Source organism: Micromonospora siamensis, from assembly GCF_900090305.1.
GTDB lineage: Bacteria > Actinomycetota > Actinomycetes > Mycobacteriales > Micromonosporaceae > Micromonospora > Micromonospora siamensis.
The window spans coordinates 1,795,183-1,817,758 of record NZ_LT607751.1 but is presented as its reverse complement, the minus strand read 5'-3'; the positions used below and the strand labels follow the sequence as shown (position 1 = coordinate 1,817,758).

Here is a 22,576-nt window from a genome sequence, read left to right as displayed (position 1 = left end):
GCCCCCGCGATGCGAGGCGCGTCATCGATTCACCGGGTCAGCGGAAGATCGATGACGCGCTCCGCCCACGCATGATCACGCAGCGTCGTTGGCGAGCTGCTGCTGCTTGCGCCACCTGATGCCCGCCTCGATGAACGCGTCCAGCTCACCGTCGAAGACCGAGGACGGATTGCCGGTCTCCTGCTCGGTTCGGAGATCCTTCACCATCTGATACGGGTGCAGGACGTACGAGCGCATCTGCTCGCCCCAGGATCCGGTGCCGGTGCTCTTGAGACCGGCCATCTTCTCCTCCTCCTCCTGCCGCTTGCGCTCCAGCAGCCGCGCCTGGAGCACCCGCATGGCGGAGGCCTTGTTCTGCAGCTGGGACTTCTCGTTCTGACAGGTGACCACGATGCCGGTGGGGATGTGGGTCAGTCGCACCGCCGAGTCGGTGGTGTTGACGCTCTGCCCGCCCGGACCGGAGGAGCGGTAGACGTCCACCCGGACCTCGTTCTCCGGGATGTCGATGTGGTCGGTCTGCTCGACCACCGGCAGCACCTCGACGCCGGCGAAGCTGGTCTGCCGCCGGCCCTGGTTGTCGAACGGGCTGATCCGGACCAGCCGGTGGGTGCCCGACTCCACGCTCAGGGTGCCGAAGGCGTACGGAACCTTGACCGCGAAGGTGGCGGACTTCAGGCCGGCCTCCTCCGCGTACGAGGTCTCGTAGACCTCCGTCGGGTAGCCGTGCCGCTCGGCCCAGCGCAGGTACATCCGCAGCAGCATCTCGGCGAAGTCCGCGGCGTCCACGCCACCGGCCTGGGCCCGGATGGCGACCAGCGCCTCCCGGGAGTCGTACTCGCCGGAGAGCAGGGTGCGGACCTCCATCTCCTGGATGGCCTTGGTCAGCCCGGCGATCTCCGTCTCGACCTCGGTCAGCACGCCCGGGTCGGACTCGTCCTCGGCCAGCTCCAGCAGGACCTGGGCGTCGTCGATCCGGGAGCGCAGGCTGCCCAGCTTGTCGATCTCGCCGTTGACGTACGACAGCTGCGAGGTCACCTCCTGCGCCCTGGCCTGGTCGTCCCAGAGGTCCGGCGCGGACGCCTGCTCCTCCAGCCGGGCCTTGTCCTGGCGCAGCCGGTCGAGGTCGAGCACCGCCTCGATGTTGCGGAGGGTGGCGTCGAGGTCCTTGAGCTGTTCGGCGTAATCGGCAGCGGTCACGACAAATAAGAATACTGCCTCTGCCGCTCCAGCCGTCGGAGGCGTCAGCCGACCGGGGCGGTCTTCAGCCAGGACAGGGCGGCCCGGTGGTAGGCGACGGCGAACTCCAGCGCGCTGGCGTCGTACGCCTCGCCCTCCTTCTTGGCGTTCTTCACCTGCTCGCGGACGGCCGCGAGGGCGTCGCTGTGGTACTGGTTGGCCGTTTCGTACAGGTTCTTCAGCTGGCTGGCCGAGTGCAGGTTGCCGAAGGCGATGCGCAGCGCCACGGGGTTGCGGATGGTGTCCCGCCCCGGGTCCTCCGCCAGCCAGCGGGAGAATGTCCGTTTTCCGGCCGCCGTGATCGCGTACGGCTGGCTCATCCGGGGGCCCGGCTTGCCCAGCCGCACGAAACCCCGCTCGGCCAGGACCGGCAGCTCCCGGTAGACCTGACTGCGGGTCATCGACCAGTACGGCGCCAGCCGGCGCTCAGCGGCGGCCATCAGTTGGCCGCCTGTCATCGGGCCGTCGTGCAGCAGGCCGAGCAGGGCCGCCGCCGTCGGGTTGACTCCGGATTCCGCCATGCCCTCTAAGCTGCCACTTTGCCGACCCGGCGTCCAGGATTTGCCGTTTTCGCCACCCGTTGGGTCTTCCTATGTGCACTGTCGGCCGACGACAGTGCCCCCGACGCACAAAGGGGCCCCGGCGACTCGGCCGGGGCCCCTGCGTGTGCCGTACGACTCAGCCCATGTGGGGGTACGTGTGGTCGGTCGGCGGAACGAAGGTCTCCTTGATCGTCCGCGGCGACATCCACCGGACCAGGTTGTGCCAGGAGCCGGCCTTGTCGTTGGTGCCGCTGGCCCGGGCGCCGCCGAACGGCTGCTGCCCGACCACCGCGCCGGTCGGCTTGTCGTTGATGTAGAAGTTGCCGGCCGCGTACCGCATCTTCTCCGCCACCGCGTCGACCACCCGGCGGTCGGTGGCGAAGATCGAGCCGGTCAGCGCGTACGGGGCGATCGACTCGGCCTGGTGCACCACGTCGTCGAAGCGGGCGTCGTCGAAGACGTGTACGCCGAGGATCGGGCCGAAGTACTCGGTGGTGAACGTCTCGTGTGCGGCGTCGGAGCACTCGAACAGGGTCGGCCGGACGAAGTACCCGACCGAGTCGTCGGCGGTGCCGCCGGCCAGGACGGTGCAGCTGTCGTCGGAGCGGATCAGCTCCAGCGCGGCGGTGTGCCGGCCGAACGCCTTGTCGTCGATGACCGCGCCACCGAAGTTGCTGAAGTCGGTGACGTCGCCGTACGTCAGCGAGTCGGCGGTGGCGGCCAGCCGGTCGCGCAGCCCGCCCTCCCAGATGGAGCGCGGCACGTACGCCCGGGAGGCGGCCGAGCACTTCTGGCCCTGGTACTCGTAGGCGCCCCGGATCAGCGCGGTGTGCAGGGCGTCCACGTCGGCGCTGCTGTGCGCGACGACGAAGTCCTTGCCGCCGGTCTCGCCGACCAGCCGCGGGTAGCCCCGGTAGCCGGCGATGTTCTCGCCGACGGTCCGCCACAGCTGCTGGAAGACCTTGGTGGAGCCGGTGAAGTGGATGCCGGCCAGGTCGGGGTCGGCGAGCACCACGTCCGAGACCTCCTCGCCCCGGCCGGTGACCATGTTGATCACGCCGGGCGGGAGGCCGGCCGCCTCGAACAGCCGCATGGTGAAGTGCGCGGCGAACTGCTGGGTCGGGCCCGGCTTCCAGACCACGGTGTTGCCGAGCAGGGCCGGCGCCGAGGGCAGGTTGCCGGCGATCGCGGTGAAGTTGAACGGGGTGACCGCGTAGACGAAGCCCTCGAGCGGCCGGTGGTCGAACCGGTTCCACACCCCTGGCGACGACTTCGGCTGCGCCTCCAGCAGCTGGCGGGCGAAGTGCACGTTGAACCGGAGGAAGTCGATGAACTCGCAGGCCGCGTCGATCTCCGCCTGGACGGCGGTCTTGGACTGGCCGAGCATGGTGGCCGCGTTCAGGGTGTCCCGCCACGGGCCGGCCAGCAGCTCGGCGGCGCGCAGGAAGATCGCCGCCCGCTCCTCGAACGGCAGCGCCCGCCACATCGGCGCGGCGTCCCTGGCCGCCTTCACGGCGGCCCGGGCGTCCTCGTGGTTGGCGTGGCCGGTGACCCCGAGCACGTGGGCGTGCTTGTGCGGCTGCACCACGTCGATCGACGCGCCGCCGGCCATCCGCTGCTCGCCGGCGATGGTCATCGGCAGCTCGATCTGCTCGGCGGCCAGCTCGGTCAGCCTCCGCTGGAGCCGCTCCCGCTCGGCGCTGCCGGGCTCGTAGGTGTGGACCGGCTCGTTGCGCGGCTCGGGTACGGAGAACACGGCGTCCATCACAGGCTCCTGTGCGATCTCGACGGCGGTGGCGAAATCGGACCCGCGGGCACCGACCGGACGGCCGGACACCGGGCGTCGCGCGGCGTATCGGGCGCGACGGCGGGACCTCGGTGCGATTCTCCCACGCCGAGCGGGCCACCGGCCGCGCCCCCGCCCTCCCGCCCGTCCGTCGATCTAAAGCCTGCCGAACCGCGTCAGCCCCGATTCTTGTGCGGAACGGCCCGGAAACCGACGAAAGACAGGCCGCTCCGGCGGCGGCGGCGCTGCGGGAGGCGGCCCGCCGGGCGCGTACGCTGGGTTGCCGGTGCGGGTGCCCGTCCCCGCGGGCCCGCGTGTCGAAGGGGAGACGATGAGCAACCAGCCCGGCAGCTCCACGGCCGCGGAGCCGGACCGGCCGGCCACCACCGACCGGGCCGCCGAGCCGGACACCCGGCCGGCCGCCGCCGACGCGGTGACCCGGCCGGAGGACGCCGACACCGGGCCGGCCGACTCCGCCACCGATCCGGACGAGGTCGACGCCCCCGGGCACCGCGCCGGTCGTACCCCCGGCGCGCCCGCGCTGGCGCTGCTGGCCGTCGGCTGGCTGGCGGCGATGCTCTGGTCGACCCGGGAGGCGATCAGCTCGGCCGCCGCCGGGGTCACCGCGGTCAGCCTCTCCGCCTTCGCGCTGCCCGGCGTCATCTCCGCCGCGCTGGTCGCCGGCGCGGCCGTCGCGCTGGCCACCACCGGCCTGCTCGCCCGCCGCGGCACCGACCGGGCCACCCTGCGCTTCCTGGTGGCCGTCGGCACCGGCCTGCTCGTCGGCCTCGGCACCGCCGTGGCGGTCAACCTGACGTACGCGGACAACGCCACCACCAACACCATCGCCGGTACGGCCGCCGCCGCCGCGATCATCGGCGGCGCCCTGGCCGGGGCGCGGACCGCCGCCCCGGTCGGCGCCATCGTCACCGCCGCCCTCGGCACCCTGCTGTTCGTGGTGGCGTTCAGCCGGGCCCGCGACCCGCTGTTCGACCTGTTCGGCGCGGACGGCACCCAGGCCGGCATGGTCGACGCGGCGAAGTGGGTGTCCCGCACCGAGTCGCTGCTCGCCGGGCTGGTCGCCGGGCTGCTCGCGTTCGGCTACCTGACCTGGGCCCGCCGCCGGGCGGCCCGCCGTGACCCGCAGGCACCGGCGCTGCGCTGGCCCGCGTACCTGCTGGCCGGGGCGGGGCCCGGGCTGCTCCTGCTGCTCGCCGAGGTGATCATCCGGGTCGGCGGCAAGGGGCTGCTCGACCTGGCCGCCGCGCTGAGCGACGCCGACGCCGTGGCCCAGACGTCGCTGGGCGCCTCCCGCATCGACAACGGGATCTGGGTGCTCTTCGTCGGGGCGCTCACCGCGCTGATCGCCTTCGGCCGCACCCTCGGCCCGGCCCGGCACGACGAGGAACCCGCCGACAGCTGACCGCCGCCGCGGTCAGGAGACCGTACGCAGCAGCAGCTCCAGCTCCGACGCGTCGTACCACTCCAGCTCGTGGTCCTCGGCGGAGTCGACGGTGAACTGGGCGTCCGGGTCACCCGCCAGGGCCTCCCGCGCCACGTCCACCGCCGCGGTGACGTCGCCGACCGCCTCCGCGCCGTCCACGTGCAGGGCCGCCACCGCAGCCGCGGGCACCGGCGCCGACAGCAGCACCAGGCTGGAGCCGAGCACCCCGTCGGCCCGCTCGACCGCCGCGGCGGGCAGGTCCACCGAGACCACCACCCGCCGGCGGGGCGCCGAGGTGTCCTCCCGGAGCAGCAGCAACGCGTCCTGCGCGGCGCGGGTGAAGGCGACGTACTCCAACTCCTCCTCGTCGCCCTCGGCGTACCACTCACGCAGGTCGCGGGTCACGGCGTGCGCCTCGCTCGCGCGCAGGCCCTCGGCGTGCAGCCGGGCCAGCATCGGGACGGTCGCCGGCACGTACACCCGGACAAGCTCGTCGGTCACCGGTCGTCTCCCCCTGCTCGGTCCGGGCCGGCGGCCACCGGTCCCGGGCGCAGATCATGCCGTACGCCGGAATCGTCACACACCGCGCACCGGCGGGAGCGCAGCTCCCCGGCCGGTGTGTCCCCCACATCGCCGCGGCACGGCCTGCTGGGCAGTGTCGGCCGCCGGTGGCAAACTGAGGCAAACGCCGTCAACCCCGGGAGTCTTCGTGGAACCGAGGTTCCTCCTGCTCTCCGACGTGGCCACCGAGCTGAACGTGTCGGACTCGCAGGTGTACCACATGGTGCGCAGCGGAGAGCTGCCCGCGATCAAGATCGGCGGCCGTGGCCAGTGGCGCGTCGAGCGCGCCCGGCTGGAGGAGTACATCCAGCAGAAGTACGCCGAGACGGCCGAATGGGTCCGCGGCAACCCGCTGACCGACCGCGACGGGGAGTGACCCGACGGCTCCGCCGGGCATTGACCGGGGGCGTCAGCATGCCCGAGAATGGCTCCTGTCGGAGGCAAACGAAGGCAAACGCAAGGATTGGGGCCGTTCACGATGGTCGACTCCCGCCGTCCGGTGTCGCCCCGCCCACCGATCCGGCTGCGCCCCGCGCCCTCGATCGACCCGCCCTTCACCGACGACGAGGCCGAACCCTGGCTCCCCCCGGCCGGCCTCCAGCTCACCCTCGACCTCCATGACCCGGGCCGCCCCGAACCGACCCGCCCCGCCGGCCGGCTCCGCGACGTCCGCCCCACCCCGGCCGGTCCGGGCCGGCACCCGACCGCGCCGGTTCCGCCTGCCGTACGCGCCACGGCCACCCCGGAGGCCGCCCGGGCCGGTCACCGGTTCGTCGCCACCTGCCTGGAGATCCTCAACGGCTACCGGCCCATCGGCCAGATCCGCCCGATGAGCGAACCCGGGAAGTCCGCCGAGGTCGTCCAGGAACTCACCCGGGCCGCGGCCCGCACCGGCCCGGTCCGCCGTCGCTCGACCCGCCCGTCCGTACGACTGCGCCGGATCCGCGTGTGCGAGCCACGAGCCGGCGCGATCGAGGTGGCCGCCGTGGTGGGCAGCGCCGCCGGCCGCAGCTGGGCGATGGCGCTGCGCCTGGAGCACCGGCGCGGCAGGTGGCTCTGCACCGCCCTCCAGGTGCTCTGACCCCGACCGCCGCCCCTTCCCGACCGCCCCCCGCCCTGACCGCCCCCGCCCTGACCGCCGCCCTGCGCGGCCGCCCGGGCAGCGGGCGCCCGGGCAGCGGGCGCCCGGGCAGCGGGCGCCCGGGCAGCGGGCGCCCGGCTGCAAGATCGTGCTGCAACCTGGATGTAGTGGCCTCGTCATCGCTACGAGGCCACTACATCCAGGATCGAGCGCGATCATCACGTCAGACCGGCGTGGGGGTCGGGCACCCCAAGGGGTCGGGACATGCCGACGGGCCCCGGCCGTCGGCCGGGGCCCGTCGCGTGGACCACTTGTCGTCCCGCCGTCACCCGGTGCACGGGCGACGAGAAGCACCGATCAGAGGTCGCCGCTGCCGTTGGCGGCGCCGTGGCAGCGCTTGTACTTGCGGCCGGAGCCGCACGGGCAGGGCGCGTTACGGGACGGGCCGTTGCCCGCCTCCGCCTGCCCCGGGGCGGCGGCGCGGCGGGAGGCACCGGCCGCAGCCATCGCCTGGCCGCTCGCACCGGCCGGTCGGCGCGGCGTGTTCGACGGGGCGGCGGCACGCTCCGGCGCCGCCGGACCGCCGAGGCCGAGCGCCGGCGCCTGCTCCTCGGGGCGCTCGACGGCGACCGCGCCCGCGCCGGCCTCGCCGTCGATGGTCGGGGCGGAGTACTGGAGGCCCTGCTGCTGCGGCGCGCGGTTGAGACCCTTGGCCTTGATCTCGACCGGCTTCTCCAGCAGCTGCACCTCCTCGGCCTCGGGCTCCGGCTCCTGGACCTGCACCTCCAGGTTGTAGAGGAACCCGACCGTCTCCTCCTTGATGCCGTCCATCATGGTGGCGAACATGTCGAAGCCCTCGCGCTGGTACTCGATGACCGGGTCGCGCTGGGCGTACGCCCGGAGGCTGATGCCCTCCTGGAGGTAGTCCATCTCGTAGAGGTGCTCGCGCCACTTGCGGTCGATGACCTGGAGTAGCACCATCCGCTCGAGCTGGCGGGTCGCCTCCTCGCCGAGGGTCTCCTCCCGCCGGTCGTACGCGGCGTGCGCGTCCTCCTTGAGGCGGGAGAGCAGGAAGTCCTGGTCCAGGCCGGCCCGGGAGCCGACCTCCTCCTCCAGCTCCTCCACGGTGACGTTGACCGGGTAGAGCTGCTTGAGGCTGGACCAGAGCTGGTCGAGGTCCCAGTCCTCGGCGTAGCCGTCGCTGGTGGCGCCCACCACGTACGCGCCGACCGTGTCGTCGATCATGTTGCGGACCTGCTCGGAGAGGTCCTCGCCGTTGAGCACCCGCAGGCGCTCGGCGTAGATGACCTGGCGCTGCTTGTTGAGCACCTCGTCGTACTTGAGGACGTTCTTGCGGATCTCGGCGTTCTGGCCCTCGATCTGGGCCTGGGCGCTCTTGATCTGGCGGGTGACCATCTTCGACTCGATGGGCACGTCCTCCGGGATGTTGAAGCGCTCCATCACCGCCTCGACGGCGCCGGCCCGGAACCGCTTCATCAGCTCGTCCTGGAGCGACAGGTAGAACCGGGACTCACCCGGGTCACCCTGCCGGCCGGCGCGACCGCGCAGCTGGTTGTCGATCCGGCGGGACTCGTGCCGCTCGGTGCCCAGCACGTAGAGGCCACCGGCGGCGGCGACCTCCTCGGCCTCGGCCTCGCACGCCTGCTTCCAGGTGGGGAGGACCTCCTCCATGGCCTTGGCGTACTCCTCCTCGTTCTCCGCCGGGTCGAGGCCGCGCTGGCGCAGCTCGTTGGCGGCGAGGAACTCGGCGTTGCCGCCGAGCAGGATGTCGGTGCCCCGGCCGGCCATGTTGGTGGCGACGGTGACGGCGCCCTTGCGCCCGGCCTGGGCGACGATCTCCGCTTCCTTGGCGTGGAACTTCGCGTTCAGCACCGAGTGCGGGATGCCGCGGCGGCGCAGCAGCTGGGACAGGATCTCGGAGTTCTCGACCGAGACGGTGCCGACCAGCACCGGCTGGCCCACGGCGTGCCGCTCGGCGATGTCCTCGATGACCGCGTTGAACTTGGCCTTCTCGGTCTTGTAGATGACGTCGGGGCGGTCCTCGCGGACCATCGGCCGGTGCGTCGGGATGGTGACCACGCCGACCTTGTAGACCTTGTTGAACTCGCCGGCCTCGGTCTGCGCCGTACCGGTCATGCCGGAGAGCTTCTCGTAGAGGCGGAAGTAGTTCTGGAGGGTGATGGTGGCCAGGGTCTGGTTCTCCTGCTTGATCTCCACCCCCTCCTTGGCCTCGATCGCCTGGTGCATGCCCTCGTTGTAGCGGCGCCCGTGCAGGATGCGACCGGTGAACTCGTCGACGATCAGGACCTCGCCGTCGCTGACGATGTAGTCCTTGTCGCGCTTGTAGAGCTCCTTGGCCTTGATGGCGTTGTTCATGTAACCGACGAGCGGGGTGTTCACCGACTCGTACAGGTTGTCGATGCCGAGCCGGTCCTCGATCTTGGCGACGCCCCGCTCGGTCACCGCGATGGTGCGCTTGGCGTAGTCGACCTCGTAGTCGCCCTCACCGTCGGTGCCGGGCTGGAGCCGGGCGATCACCGAGGCGAACTCCTGGTACCACCGGGCCGAGTGCTCGGCCGGGCCGGAGATGATCAGCGGGGTCCGGGCCTCGTCGATGAGGATGGAGTCGACCTCGTCGACCACGGCGAAGTTGTGGCCGCGCTGGACCAGCTCCTCCTGCGACCAGGCCATGTTGTCGCGCAGGTAGTCGAAGCCGAACTCGTTGTTCGTGCCGTAGGTGATGTCGCACTCGTACGCGGCGCGGTGCTCGCTGGCCGGTCGGTTGGGCAGCACCACGCCGACGGTCAGCCCGAGGAACTCGTGCACCCGGCCCATCCAGGCGGCGTCGCGCTGGGCCAGGTAGTCGTTGACCGTGACCACGTGCACGCCCTTGCCGGAGAGCGCGTTGAGGTAGACCGCCATGACCGAGGTCAGGGTCTTGCCCTCACCGGTCTTCATCTCGGCGATGTTGCCGAAGTGCAGGGCGGCGCCACCCATCACCTGGACGTCGTAGGGGCGCTGGCCGAGCACCCGGGCCGCCGCCTCGCGGACGGTGGCGAAGGCCTCCGGCAGCAGGTCGTCGAGGGACTCACCGTCGGCGATCCGCTCGCGGTACTGCTCGGTCAGGCCGCGCAGCTCCTCGTCGGTGAGGTTGACGTAGTCGTCCTCGATCGAGTTGACGGCGTTGGCGATGGCCTTGAGCCGGCGCACCATACGGCCCTCGCCGGCGCGGAGGACCTTTTCCAGAATCGACACGGATCAACGCTCCCCTAGACAGTCTCGAACCATCGTAGGCGTTCCATCGGGGCGATGGTCACTGGTGGCGGCGGTCCGAGGCCGTGAATCAGACATAACTGGCAACCGCTGTGTCCGGCGCACCATATCCGGTTACGCCCAGCGCGAACGATCCGGCAGGATGCCCGGAATGGAGCCTGTGGAGATCGCCGAGGACGGACTGTTGCTGCGCCCGTGGCGGCCCGGCGACGCCGCCGACGTGCACCGCGCCTGCCAGGATCCGGACATCCAGCGTTGGACCACCGTACCGCGACCGTACCTGCCGGAACACGCCGAAGGCTTCGTCACCGGCATGTCGACGAGCGCGTGGGCCGACGGCACCGGCGCCCCGTTCGCGGTCTGCGCCGCCGACACCGGCGAGCTGCTCGGGTCCTGCGGCCTGGTCTCCATCGACCGGGGCCTCGGCTCGGGCGAGGTCGGCTACTGGACCGCGCCGTGGGCACGCGGCCGGGGGGTCACCGTCCGGGCCACCCGGGCGGTCGCCCGCTGGGCCTTCGACGAGCTGAAGCTGAGCCGACTGATCTGGCAGGCGGAGCTCGGCAACCACGCCTCCCGGCTGGTGGCCCTGCGCGCGGGCTTCCGCATCCAGGGCGAGCTGCGCCTGGCCCGCCCGACCCAGGAGGGCCGGGCGGAGGCCTGGGTCGGCTCACTGCTGCCCGGTGAGGTGCCCGCCCCGGACGATCCGGGCCCCGCCGCCCCGGGCACCCTGGAGGCCCGCCGCGCCGCCGTCTTCGGCCGGCCGCAACCCACCCTCTTCGCCACCGCCGGCGACACCGAGCTGCGGCTGCGGCCGATGGAGGAGCGGGACCTCGACGACATCGTGACCACCTGCCAGGACCCCGACACCGTCCGGTGGACCTCGGTGCCGCACCCCTACCAGCGCGGCGACGCCGACGGATACCTCGCCTTCGTCCGGCAGACCTGGGCGCGGGGCACCAGCGGCTGCTTCGTGATCGCCGGCCCCGACGACCGCTTCGCTGGCACGATCGACCTGCGGCTGCAACCCACCGACCCGCTCCTGGCCGACGTCGGCTTCATGACCGCCCCGTACGCCCGCGGTCGTGGCTGGATGCCCGCCGCCGTGGCCGCGGTGGCCGCCTGGGGTTTCACCACGCTCGGCCTGGCCCGGGTCGAGTGGCGGGCCAACGTGGGCAACACCGCGTCCCGGCGGGTCGCCGAGAAGGCCGGCTTCACCTTCGAGGGCACCACCCGCGGCGGGCTCACCCACCGGGGGAACCGGGTGGACACCTGGCTGGCCGCCCTGCTCGCCGAGGACCTGACGTGACACCGGCGATGATCGAGACGGGCGGAGTACGGCTGCGGCTGTTCCGGCTCGACGACGCGACGGACACCGCGGCGGCCTGCGCCGACCCGCTCACCCGACGGTTCATCTCCGGCATGCCGGACCCGTACACCGAGGCCGGCGCCCGGTGGTGGATCACCGAGGGCGCGCCCGCGGCCTGGGCCACCGGCGGCGCCGCGTACGCCATCGCGGACCCGGCCACCGACCGGCTGCTCGGCGGGATCGGGCTCAGCCAGCCGGTGCCCACCCGCAGCCAGGCGGAGATCGGCTACTGGGTGGCGCCCTGGGCGCGGCGCCGCGGCGTCGCCACCGCCGCCACCCGCGCCCTCGCCTGGCACGCGTTCGCCGCCGGCGCCGTCCGGCTGGAGCTGCTCACCCACCCCGAGAACCCGGCCAGCCAGCGGGTCGCGCTGGCCGCCGGTTTTCGGCACGAGGGGGTACGCCGGGCCGCGAACCCCGGCCGCGACGGTGGCCGCGACGACCTGATCGCCTGGGTACGCCTCGCCGACGACCCGCCCGGACCCACCGCGCGGCTCCTGCCCGACCTGCCCGGCGGGCAGCTCACCGACGGCGTGGTGACGCTGCGCCGGCTCGCCCCCGGCGACGCGGCGGCCATGCACCGGTTGCACACCCTGCCGGAGGTGGTGGCCAACCGGGTGCCGCCCGTCCCGCCGGAGCGGGCCGCGATCGAGGGGCGCTGCCTGCTGGCGGAGAGCCACTGGCTGGCCGGCGCCTCGGCCGACCTGGCGATCCTGGACGCCGTCACCGGCGCGGTGGCCGGCGGCTGCGCGCTGGTGTACGACGAGCCGACCACCGGTCAGGCCATGCTCGGCTACAGCCTGCTGCCCGAGGCGCGCGGGCGCGGCCTGACCAGTCGGGTGCTCCGTCTGCTCGCCAACTGGGCGTTCGGCGTGGGGCTGGCCCGGCTCTGGGCCGGCACCCGGCCCGAGAACGTCGCGTCCCGGCGGGCGCTGGAACGGGCCGGCTTCCGGTCGGAGGGGCTCATGCGCGGCCGGCTGCCCGGCCCGGACGGCACCCGGGTCGACTCGGCGCTCTACGGCCTGCTCGCCACCGACCCCCGGCCCAGTTGAGCCGCGTCGGAAGGGGCCCCTGCGATGAGGAGCCCCTTCCGGCAACTCAGGCGTCGAGGGAGATGATTCCGTAGTCGTAGGCGTGTCGCCGGTAGACGACGCTCGGCCGTCCGGACTCCTTGTCGTGGAACAGGTAGAAGTCGTGCCCCACCAGTTCCATCTGGAACAGCGCGTCGTCGACGGTCATCGGCTCGGCCGGGTGCACCTTCGCCCGGGCGATGTGCCACGGCTGGTGCTCGTACTCGTCGACCGGCTCCTCCGCCCGCTCGGCGACCGCGGTGGCCGTCCCGTTGGCCAGGGCGTTCAGGCCGGGGCCGTCGAGGTCAGCGACCGGCAGGCCGGCGGTGGCGGCGGAGACCGACAGCGGCGCGTGCCGGCCCCGGTGCACCCGCCGGCGGTCGGCGGCCCGGCGCAGCCGGGTGTCCAGCTTGGCGATGGCGGCGTCCAACGCGCTGTAGAAGTCGTTCGTGCAGGCCTCGGCCCGGATCACCGGGCCCCGGGAAACGCAGGTGATCTCCACCCGCTGACAATGGTCGGACTGGCGTGGATTGCGCTCGTGGAACAACTCCACGTCCACCCGAATGAGTTTGTGATCGTAGCGCTCGATCTTTGCGAGTTTCTCCGCTACATGAACCCGGTAATGGTCCGGCACTTCGACGTTTCGGCCCTTGACCACGATGTCCACGTGACCTCCCTTTTTCGGACGGTCGTTCGATCCGGTTGCCCGGTCACGACGCCTTGGGGAGACCCCACGCTCGGCGTCGACCGGTTCGTACGGCTACGCCTCCTCTCACCGCCGGGAGCGGTTGGGAATGACCTCCTACCCCCGACACGAAAACGCTAACTCGTGTTCGGCCAACAGTCACCCCCAGTCGTCGTGGCGGCCCCAAAATTTTCACAGCTCATACACCAAAGGGTGAAACGGAAACACGCACGGTCACAAATGGTGCCGCTTCACGGTCGCGGCGAGGACCGCCGCCACCGCCGGTGACCGGCCGGTGGCGGTCAGCACGGTGCTCGCGGCGGCCAGGGTCGCACCGGTGGTGAGGATGTCGTCGAGCAGCACCACCACCGGGTCACCGGCGGCGTCGCGCCGGCCCGACCCGACGGGCCACCACGTCGAACGGGGCCGGAAGGCAGCCGCCGCCGCCTCGGCCCGGCCGGCGCTGTCCAGGGTCACCGAGTCCGGCCGGGGCAGCGCCCGAAGCGGCCGGTCCACCCGCACCCGCCAGCCCGCCGCGGTCAGCCGCGCCGCCGCGTGCCGGGCCAGCCCGGCCAGGTGGTCGCCGTACCGGGCGCGGGCCGCCGCCGCGGTGTCCGGGACCGGGACCAGCAGCACCGGCCGGTCGCCGTCGACCGCCGCGGCCACCACCTCGGCCAGCAACCCGCCCAACGGGCGGGCCAGTCCGTGCCGGCCCTGCTCCTTGTACGCCAGCAGGGTCGCGCGCAACGCCCCCGCGTACGGGCCGAGGGCGGCGCAGGGCGGCAGGCCGGGCGGGGCCGGGGTGGGTCGTGCCGGGCCGGGACGCAACGACTCCAACTCCGCCACGCAGGACGGGCAGACGCCGCGCCGGATGCCCGGCACCCGCTCGCCGCAGCCCGCGCAGCCGGTCGGCAGCACCAGGTCGGTGAGGTCGGTGAAGAGCCCGCCGACGTCACGCACGCCGGGCCTCAGTAGAGGAAGAACGGGGCGGTCGGGTTGGACGGCCGGCCCCCTGCCGGCGGCTGCGCCACGTCCAGCACCTGATCCCGCTTGATGGTCTCGAAGGGGCTGTTCGCCCAGGAGACACCGTTCGCCTCGTACATCAGCGCGTTGGCCGGCTGCGGCACGACCGGGTTGGTCGGGTACGCGGCGAGGTGGGTGACCTGGGCGCCCACGTCCGGCTTGAGCGAGGTCTCCAACGCGCCGTCCACGCCCACCTCGTGCAGCGCCGGGCGGCGCCCGGCCGGGCCGGCGCTCAGCCCGCTGGCGATCAGCGAGTTCTCCCCGCCCCAGTCGACCGCCGTCAGGCCGGTCAGCGAGGTCGCCAGCGTCCGGGCCGGCCCGACGTTGACCACCCCGCCGTCGAGGTTGACCGCCGCGACGTGCAGCCGGCCGCCCACGATCACCGCGATCCGGCGCCCGTCCAGGGCGGCGGCCACCGCGGTCACCGGGCCGGGCACGGTCAACGCCACCGGGGTCATCCCGGCGGACTGGTCGAAGGAGTAGAGCCGGTTGTCGGCCACCACCAGCCCGTGCGGCGGCTCCTTGTGCAACGGCCGCAGCCAGACCGGCCGGCCCATGGCCGCGTACCGGTCGTCGCCGGTGTTGAACACGGCCACCGGTCGCACGCCGGTGCCGACCCGTAGCCGCAGTTTGCGATCCGGTCCGGTCACCACCAGCGCGGCGAGGATCTCCTCCTCGGCCCGGCTCAGCCCGGCGGAGACGATGTCGTGGTTCTCCGCCGCCACCACCGGCACCTGTCCGGGCGGCTCCTCGGGGAAGTTCAGCGGGTGGATGGCGCCGTCGTACACGCAGAACCGCTGCGCTGCCGGCGGCAGCAGCGAGTAGACCGGGTGGGCCGCCCGTTCCCGCGCCAGGTCGATGATGCGCCGGCTCTGGTTGCCGATCTTCAGGTCGAGCTGGCCACCCGGCTGCCCCAGATCCGCCAGCGACCAGGCGAGCTGGGTGGCGAGCCGGTTCAGCTTGCCGACGTCCTCGCCGGGCATGCGGAGGTTGACCTCCCAGCGGCTGTCGGCCCCGGTGGCGTTGTTGATCAGATCGGTACGATCCGGCAGCCGGCTGACGCCGCTGGCCAGCCACTCCGACGGCCCACCGATCAGCCACCGGACCACCTCGTTGACCAGCCGCTCCTTGGGGACGGTGAGCGGCAGGTAGCGCTGGTCGGGCACGAGTCGCGTCTGGTCGGTGCTCCAGAAGTAGACCAGGTGTCGCTCGTAGTACCGCTCCAACGCGGTGTCGCTGAGCAGCAGCACGTTGGGCGGGTCGGTCACGTACAGCCCGCCGTTGCCGTTCTCCGAGTCGGCACTGAGGTTGAACTTGTACTCGGTCTCGGTGGACACCGGCGGTGCCAGGGTGCCGTCGGCGCGAAGCAGGCCGACCTGCTGCACGGCGAGCTCCACCGAGAAGGTGCCGTCGGTGTTGGTCTGGACCAACGGGTCCGGTTCGCGCAGCCGCACCACGGTGAGGGCGACCTCGCTGCCCTGCTTCGGCTGCAACCGGTTGCGCTGCTCGGGCTGGATGAAGGCCCGGGCCTGGAGGTAGGCCCGATCGGGCTCACCCGCCGCGGCGGCCAGGAAGTTGAGCACGAACGCCTTGGTGTCGTTGCCGCTGGTCGTGCGGATCGGTGGCTGGTTGGGACGCCCGTTGGTGGAGCCCGCCTCCGTCGGCGGCAGTCCCCGCCCGTCCACCTGCACCTCGGACGACTTCGGAATGCCGCAGGCCGCCGCCGCGGTGGCGAGCAGCACGCCGCAGAGCAGCCCGGCCAGCCGGCGCCTCACGACCGCACCCCCGCCCGCTCGGCGTCCCCGCCCGGGCCCGGGCCGATCGCGAGCGCACCGGCGCTGCCCGGACCGATCGCCAGCAGCCCGCCGTCGCGCGGGCCGCCGAACGGCAAGGGCGCGTCGGCCGGCACCAGCCGCAGCGGCGAGGTGGTGAGCCGGTCACCGGAGCGGGCCGGCAGGGTGAGCCGGAACTGGGCGCCCTGCCCCGGCGCGCCCCACGCCTCCAGCCAACCGCCGTGCAGCCGGGCGTCCTCCAGGCTGATCGACAGGCCCAGCCCGGTGCCGCCGGTCTGCCGGGCCCGGGACGGGTCGGCCCGCCAGAACCGGTTGAAGACCAATTTTTCCTCCCCCGGCTTCAGCCCCACCCCGCGGTCGCGGACGGTGATCGCCACCGCGGTCTCGTCCGCGCCGAGGGTGATCAGCACCGGCTTGGACTCGCCGTGCTCGACGGCGTTGCCGACCAGGTTGCGCAGCACCCGCTCCACCCGGCGCGGATCCACCTCGGCGATCACCGGCGTGCTCGGGACGTCCAGCTCGATGGCCACCCCGACCCGCTCGGCCAGGCCGGCCAGCCGGTCGACCACCCGGTGCACCACCGGCACCAGGTCGGTGGGCTCGGAGTCGAGCATCGCGAAGCCGGCGTCGAAGCGGCTGATCTCCAGCAGGTCGGTCAGCAGCTCCTCGAACCGGTCCAGCTCGGCCTGGAGCAGCTCGGCGCTGCGGGCCACCGCGGGGTCGAACTCGTCCCGCTCGGCGAAGATCAGGTCGGCGGCCATCCGGACCGTGGTCAGCGGCGTACGCAGCTCGTGCGAGACGTCGGAGGTGAAGCGGCGCTGCAACCGGGACATCTCCTCCAGCCGCAGGATCTGCCGCTGGAGGTTGGTGGCCATCTGGTTGAAGGAGGCGGCGAGCAGGGCCAGGTCGTCCTCGCCGTTGACCGTCATCCGCTGGTCGAGCAGGCCGGCGGAGAGCCGCTGGGCCGTCCGGGCGGCCACCCGGACCGGGGTGACCACCAGCCGGGTGACCAGCGCGGCGAGCAGGCCGAGCAGCAGCACCAGGGCGACGCCGGTGGCCACCACGGTGGCCCGGGCGTCGGCGGCGGTGCTGTCCTGACGGGCCAGGGGTACGAGGTAGTAGAGCTCGACCTGGCCGAACCGGGTGGGCACCGGTGAGCCGTACACCAGGTATTTGGTGGGTTCGTTCCCGTTCAGCCGGCCGGTACGGATCTGGTGGGCGATGTTGCCGTCGGCGACGGCCGCCCGCAGCTCCGGGCTGACCAGCGGCTGGAAGTCGACGTCCGGTGAGCTGCGCGGCCTGATGCTGTCGGTGTGGTCGGCGGTCAGCGCCACCACCACCCCGCTGGTCTGCTGCGGGTCGCCCAGGTAGCTGACCGTGTTGTCGATGGTGTCCTGGACCTGGGCGTCCTGCGGCTGGCTGAACAGGCCGAGCTGCTTGGCGGCGTAGTCGCTGCCGCTGCGCAGCCGCAGGAGCACGTCGGTCTCGGCGTTCTCCAGCAGGATGTTGGTGATCTTGTCAGCGATCAGGTAGGCGAAGCCGCCGACCAGCAGGCTCGACGCGACCAGGGTGATGGACACCACACGCACCTGCAACGACCGGCGCCAGGTCTGATGCAGACCGGCCACCAGCCGGGCCGCCCAACCGGTCAGGGCACGCCAGATGTCCCACACGGCGGAGCGTTGGTGGGCATTCTGGTCCGGGGGTACGCGGAGGGTGGCCACAGTGTGACCAAGGCTAGCCGGTGCCCGCCTTGTAGCCCACGCCCCGCACAGTGAGGATGATTTCGGGTCGCTCCGGATCCGGCTCGATCTTGGCCCGGAGCCGCTGCACGTGCACGTTGACCAGGCGGGTGTCGGCGGCGTGCCGGTAGCCCCAGACCTGCTCCAGCAGCACCTCGCGGGTGAACACCTGGCGCGGCTTGCGGGCCAGCGCGACCAGCAGGTCGAACTCCAGCGGGGTGAGCTTGACCTCCTCGCCGTCCCGGCTCACCGTGTGCGCCGGCACGTCGATGGTGATCTGGTTCCCGGGCGGCCCGATGGTCAGCATCTCCGGCGCCACGTCCTCGCCCCGACGCAGCCGGGCCCGCATCCGGGCCACCAGCTCCTTGGGCTTGAACGGCTTGACCACGTAGTCGTCGGCGCCCGACTCCAGCCCGAGCACCACGTCGACGGTGTCGCTCTTGGCGGTGAGCATCACGATCGGCACGCCGGACTCGCCGCGGATGGCGCGCGCCACGTCGATGCCGCTCATGCCCGGCAGCATCAGGTCCAGCAGGACGATGTCGGGTCGACTGTCCCGGAACGCGGCCAGCGCCCGTTCCCCGTCGGCGACGAAGGACGGCACGAAGCCCTCACTGCGCAGGACGATGCCGAGCATCTCGGCGAGCGCGGGGTCGTCGTCGACCACCAGTACCCGGGCTCTCATGGGGTTTATGTTGGCATCCCCGTTCACGTCGGTGGGATCACGGTCACCATCATGATCCCCGGTCGGGCCCCGGTTCGCCAGCGGCGCGGCCGGTTCAGGCGAAGAGGGCCCGGCCCCAGTGGTCGCCGGCGTCGGACACCCCGGGCGGGCAGGCGAACAACGCGCTGGAGACGTGCCGCAGGTACTCGTTCATCGCGTCGTGCCGGGACAGCTGGGTCTGGATGGGCACGAACTGCCGGCGCGGGTCCCGCTGGTACGCGATGAAGAAGAGCCCCGCGTCGAGCCGGCCCAGGCCGTCCGAGCCGTCGACGAAGTTGTAGCCACGGCGCAGCAGCCGGGCACCGTTGTTGAGGGTGGGGTGGGCCAACCGCACGTGCGAGGTCTCGGCGATCACCGGTTGCCCGTCGTCCCCGCGGGCGGCGAAGTCCGGCTCGTCGAACTCGTCCCGGCGGCCCAGCGGCGCACCGCTGCCCTTGGTCCGCCCGACGATCTGCTCCTGCTCCCCCAGCGAGCTGCGGTCCCAGGTCTCGATCTGCATCCGGATCTTGCGGGTGACGGCGTACGACCCGCCGGTCATCCAGTCCGGTCCGTCGCCGGGCTGGGCCCACAGCTGCTCGCGGAGCAGGGCGGCGTCCTCGGCCTTGAGGTTCGCCGTGCCGTCCTTGAAGCCGAACAGGTTGCGCGGGGTCGCCTGCTCCCGGGAGGTCGACGACGTACGCCCGAAGCCGAGCTGCGACCAGCGGACGCTCACCACGCCCATGCCGATGCGCGCCAGGTTGCGGATGGCGTGCACCGCCACCTGCGGGTCGTTGGCGCAGGCCTGGACGCAGATGTCGCCGCCGGAGATCTCCGGGCGCAGGGCGTCCCCGGCGAAGTGCGGCAGGTCGGCCAGGGCCGGTGGACGCTGGTCGGCGATCCCGAACCGGTCCCGTCCCTGCGCGTCGCGGAACAGCGTCGGGCCGAAGCCGACGGTCAGGGTGAGCTGGGACGGGGGCAGCCCGAGCGCCTCACCCGTGTCGTCCGGCGGGGCCTCCGGCACGCCGCCGACCGCGCCGAACACCCCGGCGTCGCGGCCAGTGGTCATCCGGGCGGCGGCGGCCGTCCACTCCTGGAGCATGGCGACCAGCCGGCCCCGGTCCTTGGTGATCACGTCGAAGGCGACGAAGTGCAGCCGGTCCTGGGCCGGGGTGGTGATGCCGGCCTGGTGCGCGCCGTGGAAGGGCACCGCGTCGGCGGGAGCGCCGGCGCCGGCCGAGGCGTGGTCGGCCGCGCCCCGGATCAGCGCGCCGGCCCCGCCGGCCACCCCGGCGACGCCGGCCACCCCGACACCGGCCAGGGTGATCGCCCGGCGGCGGGAGAGCGTCGTACCGGCCCGGTCGGCGGTCGGCTCGCCGGCGTCGGTGCTCGTCTTCTCGGCGTCGGTGCTCATCGAACCTCCAACGAAGGTGGGCTCGGGGGTCAGCGGGCCACGGCGGCGGCGACCTTGCTGACCGGCTCGGCCAGCGCGTTGATGCTGTCGGAGAGCTCCTTGAGCTGGGTGGTGCTCAGCTCGGTGTGCAGCTTCCAGCCGTCACCGGCGCGGTGCTGGCCGAGCGCCTTCTCCACGTTGGCGAACTCGGTGTCGAGCTGCTTCACCAGCTCGGGCGCGCGCTGCTCCAGGGCGGGGCGGAGCGCGGCGATGGCCGCCTTGGAGCCCTCCAGGTTGGCGTCGAAGTCCCAGAGGTCGGTGTGCGAGTAGCGCTCCTCCTCACCGGTGATCTTGCCGCTGGCGACCTCGTCGAGGAGCGCCTTGGCGCCGTTGGCGAGCTGGAGCGCGGTGAGCTTCTCGGCGTTGGCCTTCGCCACGATGGCCTTGACGTCGACCAGGAGCCGGTCGGCGATCGGGCCGTCCTTGCTGATGTCGCCGGTGGTCCAGAGGTCCTTCTCGATCCGGTGGAAGCCGGTGAACTCCATCCCCTCCTCGATGACCTCCTCCCGGCCGTCGATCTTCGGGTCGAGGTCGCCGAAGCTCTCCGCGACCGGCTCGATCCGCTCCCAGTGAGTGCGGGTCACCGGGTAGAGCGCCTTGGCCTTCGCCACGTCGCCGGCCTTCACCGCGGCGACGAACTCGCCGGTCCTCGTCAGCAGCTCGGCGGTCTCGCTGGTGACGTAGCGCTGGTAGCCGGCGGTCGCCTGGGTCAGCAGGGCGTCGGCGGCCTTCGGCGCCGCCGACCCGCCGCCGACCTTGAGCGCGCCCCGGATGCCCCGGCCGCTCATCCCGGGCTTGCAGGCCGTCTCGTACGCCCCGGCGGGCAACTCGACGCGCAGCTCACGGGTCAGTCCGGGGGCGATGTTCTCCACCTCGCCCATCACCCGGTCACCGGCCGCGTAGATGTAGAACTCGTTGACCTTGCTGCCGCTGTTGGTCACCGAGAAGGTGGCCTGACCGGCGGTGAGGTCGGTCGTCGCCACCTCGCAGGTGGTGTCGGTGGCCTTGACGGTCACCGTGTTGCCTCCGCCCCCGGCGGCGGAGGAGTCGTCGTCCGAGCCGCAGGCGGTCACGCCGGTGACGGCCAGCACGCCGGTGGCGGCGAGCACCAGGAAGCGGGTGGTACGCATGGTTCTCGATCTCCTCGCGGAAGGCGGGTCAGGCGCGCTGGGGCGCGGAGGTGTCGGTGGTGCCGGCCTCGCCGGACGAGGTCCGTGCGGCGGGCTCGGTCCGCTCGGCGGACACGGCGGGCCCGGTCGGCGCGACCGGTTCCGGCTGCGCGACCGGCTGCGTCTGCGCGACCGGCTTCGCGGGGGTCGCGGGCTTGCCGGCCGGCTTGCGCAGGAAGAGGAAGAGCACCGGGACCGCGTACGCGACCCAGGCGATCATCTCCAGCACGGTCGGGGCGGCGGTGATGTTGAACATCCCGGCGAGCAGGGCGGCGTACCAGGTGCTGGGGTCGAGCCAGGCGGAGATGTCGAACGCCTGGTTGTTCAGGCCGGGCAGCACGCCGGCCTCCTGGAAGTCGTGCACGCCGTACTTGAGGATGCCGGCGGCGACCAGGATCAGCAGGGCGCCGGTCCAGGTGAAGAACTTCGACAGGTTGATCTTCAGGGCGCTGCGGTAGAGCAGGAAGCCGAGCACCACGGCCGTGGCGATGCCACCGATCAGCGCGAGCAGCGGGCCACGGCCGGCGCCGCCGGCCGCGCTCTGCGCGGCGGAGTAGAAGATCAGCGCGGTCTCCAGGCCCTCCCGGATCACCGCGAGGAAGGCCATCCCGGCGACCGCGAGGGCGCCGACGGCGAGGGCCTCGGTGAGCTTGCCGCGCAGCTCGCCGGAGATCGTCCGGGCCGCCTTGCGCATCCAGAAGATCATCCAGGTGACGAAGACCACGGCCGCCACGGAGGTGACCGCCTCGAACAGCTCGCGGTCCTCGGAGCGGGCCAGCAGCGAGGTCGAGGTGTACTCGATCAGCCAGCCGAAGAGCACCGACAGCGCCACGGCCAGGGCCACGCCGGCCCAGACGTGCGGCAGCCGGTCGCGCCGTTGCGACTTCACCAGGAAGGCGACGAGAATGCTGACCACCAGGGTCGCTTCCAGCCCTTCCCGCAGGCCGATCAGGTACGTGGCGAACATCGGAACTCCGTGATCACTTAGGCACGCCTCAGTTAACTTAGGGCAGCCATACCTTCCTCCCGATCCCCCCGTGCCGTCAAGTCGTTCATGGTCACGTCACCCGGGTCCGTGACGCAGCCGACCGGTTCGCCGAGGTCCCCGCGCCGCGCTCGGCTGTGGCAGGATCCGGCCAACCCCTCGTAGGACAGGACGACCGTGGCCGACGAGCTCTTCCGACCGACCATCTCCCCCACCGCCCGTCCGGACGGCCGCCAACCGTGGCGCCCGTCCTCGCTGGTCTATCCGGCCCTGCTCGGCGGCGCGGCCCCGGTGACGGCGCTCGCCCTGGTCAACGCCCGCCGGCTGGGCCTGCCCGGGCGGGCCCGGGCCGCGGTGCTCGGCGCCGGGCTGGCCGCGCTGGCCGCCAGGGTGCTGGTCACCGCCCTGGTGCTCGACGACGACGGCTCCCGCGGTCCCGGCCGGCTGATCGGCGCCCTGGCCGGTGGGTTGGCCTGGCTGGCGGTGTCGGCCACCCAGAAGGGCGCCTTCCGCGGGTACGAGATGCGCGGCGGCGAGGCCGGCTCGCTCTGGGGTCCGGCGGTGCTGGCCGTCCTGGTGCTCGGCTTCGCCGAGGCCCTGCTGGTGCTCACCGTGGCGGGGGCATGACACGCGCCGGGGCGGACCGCGC

At 72.7% G+C, this 22,576-nt stretch carries 19 protein-coding genes; 6 read left to right on the top strand and 13 right to left on the bottom strand.

The features are described from left to right. Positions 1–75: 75 nt before the first annotated feature. The 3 genes from prfB to pruA form a co-directional block, all read right to left on the bottom strand. Positions 76–1,197, bottom strand: a complete 1,122-nt coding sequence (gene prfB / locus GA0074704_RS08345) for a peptide chain release factor 2 (protein ID WP_088969965.1) — start codon at positions 1,195–1,197, stop codon at positions 76–78. A 44-nt stretch (positions 1,198–1,241) separates the two neighbouring features. Beyond that, positions 1,242–1,757: a PadR family transcriptional regulator gene (locus GA0074704_RS08340; protein WP_088969964.1), complete on the bottom strand. Its 516-nt coding sequence runs from the start codon at positions 1,755–1,757 to the stop codon at positions 1,242–1,244. A gap of 157 nt (positions 1,758–1,914) precedes the next feature. Next, positions 1,915–3,543, bottom strand: coding sequence for an L-glutamate gamma-semialdehyde dehydrogenase (gene pruA, locus GA0074704_RS08335; RefSeq protein ID WP_088973541.1), 1,629 nt, complete (start codon positions 3,541–3,543; stop codon positions 1,915–1,917). 352 nt (positions 3,544–3,895) lie between these two features. On the opposite strand from pruA, the gene GA0074704_RS08330 reads away from it, so the two are divergent. After that, positions 3,896–4,987 carry a hypothetical protein gene (locus GA0074704_RS08330; RefSeq protein WP_088969963.1) on the top strand — a complete coding sequence of 364 codons (1,092 nt, stop codon included), beginning with the start codon at positions 3,896–3,898 and terminating at the stop codon, positions 4,985–4,987. Between the two features lie 12 nt (positions 4,988–4,999). Here GA0074704_RS08330 and GA0074704_RS08325 read toward each other — a convergent pair whose 3' ends face one another. Next, positions 5,000–5,509 (bottom strand): DUF6912 family protein, encoded by a 510-nt coding sequence (locus GA0074704_RS08325; protein ID WP_088969962.1) that lies wholly within the window; start codon positions 5,507–5,509, stop codon positions 5,000–5,002. Between the two features lie 208 nt (positions 5,510–5,717). On the opposite strand from GA0074704_RS08325, the gene GA0074704_RS08320 reads away from it, so the two are divergent. Together GA0074704_RS08320 and GA0074704_RS08315 are read left to right on the top strand one after the other, a co-directional pair. Continuing rightward, the gene (locus GA0074704_RS08320; protein ID WP_088969961.1) at positions 5,718–5,945 is read left to right on the top strand and encodes a helix-turn-helix transcriptional regulator; all 228 of its coding nucleotides are present in this window, start codon (positions 5,718–5,720) and stop codon (positions 5,943–5,945) included. Between the two features lie 102 nt (positions 5,946–6,047). Next, positions 6,048–6,650 (top strand): Rv3235 family protein, encoded by a 603-nt coding sequence (locus GA0074704_RS08315; protein WP_088969960.1) that lies wholly within the window; start codon positions 6,048–6,050, stop codon positions 6,648–6,650. A 357-nt stretch (positions 6,651–7,007) separates the two neighbouring features. Here the strand turns inward: GA0074704_RS08315 and secA are convergent, their stop codons facing one another. Beyond that, a complete protein-coding gene (gene secA, locus GA0074704_RS08310; RefSeq protein ID WP_088969959.1) occupies positions 7,008–9,926 on the bottom strand; it encodes a preprotein translocase subunit SecA in 2,919 nt (972 codons plus the stop codon). Positions 9,927–10,095: 169 nt separating this feature from the next. On the opposite strand from secA, the gene GA0074704_RS08305 reads away from it, so the two are divergent. Both GA0074704_RS08305 and GA0074704_RS08300 read left to right on the top strand, forming a co-directional pair. Continuing rightward, positions 10,096–11,250 carry a GNAT family N-acetyltransferase gene (locus tag GA0074704_RS08305; protein WP_088969958.1) on the top strand — a complete coding sequence of 385 codons (1,155 nt, stop codon included), beginning with the start codon at positions 10,096–10,098 and terminating at the stop codon, positions 11,248–11,250. Further along, complete coding sequence (locus tag GA0074704_RS08300) at positions 11,247–12,359, top strand: GNAT family N-acetyltransferase (protein ID WP_088969957.1); 1,113 nt, start codon at positions 11,247–11,249, stop codon at positions 12,357–12,359. Before GA0074704_RS08305 ends, GA0074704_RS08300 begins: the two co-directional genes overlap by 4 nt. Positions 12,360–12,405: 46 nt before the next feature. Here GA0074704_RS08300 and hpf read toward each other — a convergent pair whose 3' ends face one another. The 8 genes from hpf to efeU all read right to left on the bottom strand — a co-directional run bounded on the left by hpf (position 12,406) and on the right by efeU (position 21,909). Further along, a complete protein-coding gene (gene hpf / locus GA0074704_RS08295) occupies positions 12,406–13,044 on the bottom strand; it encodes a ribosome hibernation-promoting factor, HPF/YfiA family (protein WP_088969956.1) in 639 nt (212 codons plus the stop codon). 252 nt (positions 13,045–13,296) lie between these two features. Further along, the gene (locus GA0074704_RS08290) at positions 13,297–13,980 is read right to left on the bottom strand and encodes a ComF family protein (RefSeq protein WP_088973540.1); all 684 of its coding nucleotides are present in this window, start codon (positions 13,978–13,980) and stop codon (positions 13,297–13,299) included. A 50-nt stretch (positions 13,981–14,030) separates the two neighbouring features. Beyond that, the gene (locus GA0074704_RS08285; RefSeq protein WP_088969955.1) at positions 14,031–15,860 is read right to left on the bottom strand and encodes an LpqB family beta-propeller domain-containing protein; all 1,830 of its coding nucleotides are present in this window, start codon (positions 15,858–15,860) and stop codon (positions 14,031–14,033) included. Then, positions 15,857–17,551 (bottom strand): MtrAB system histidine kinase MtrB, encoded by a 1,695-nt coding sequence (gene mtrB / locus GA0074704_RS08280; protein WP_377472140.1) that lies wholly within the window; start codon positions 17,549–17,551, stop codon positions 15,857–15,859. Before mtrB ends, GA0074704_RS08285 begins: the two co-directional genes overlap by 4 nt. A 64-nt stretch (positions 17,552–17,615) precedes the next feature. After that, the gene (gene mtrA, locus GA0074704_RS08275; protein WP_088969953.1) at positions 17,616–18,305 is read right to left on the bottom strand and encodes an MtrAB system response regulator MtrA; all 690 of its coding nucleotides are present in this window, start codon (positions 18,303–18,305) and stop codon (positions 17,616–17,618) included. A gap of 94 nt (positions 18,306–18,399) precedes the next feature. Then, positions 18,400–19,734 (bottom strand): iron uptake transporter deferrochelatase/peroxidase subunit, encoded by a 1,335-nt coding sequence (gene efeB, locus GA0074704_RS08270; protein ID WP_088969952.1) that lies wholly within the window; start codon positions 19,732–19,734, stop codon positions 18,400–18,402. 29 nt (positions 19,735–19,763) lie between these two features. Next, positions 19,764–20,903 (bottom strand): iron uptake system protein EfeO, encoded by a 1,140-nt coding sequence (efeO, locus tag GA0074704_RS08265; protein WP_088969951.1) that lies wholly within the window; start codon positions 20,901–20,903, stop codon positions 19,764–19,766. Positions 20,904–20,931: 28 nt separating this feature from the next. Beyond that, positions 20,932–21,909 carry an iron uptake transporter permease EfeU gene (gene efeU, locus GA0074704_RS08260; RefSeq protein ID WP_088969950.1) on the bottom strand — a complete coding sequence of 326 codons (978 nt, stop codon included), beginning with the start codon at positions 21,907–21,909 and terminating at the stop codon, positions 20,932–20,934. 195 nt (positions 21,910–22,104) lie between these two features. Between efeU and GA0074704_RS08255 the strand changes: the two genes are divergently transcribed. Continuing rightward, positions 22,105–22,554 carry a hypothetical protein gene (locus GA0074704_RS08255; RefSeq protein WP_088969949.1) on the top strand — a complete coding sequence of 150 codons (450 nt, stop codon included), beginning with the start codon at positions 22,105–22,107 and terminating at the stop codon, positions 22,552–22,554. Positions 22,555–22,576: the final 22 nt, after the last annotated feature.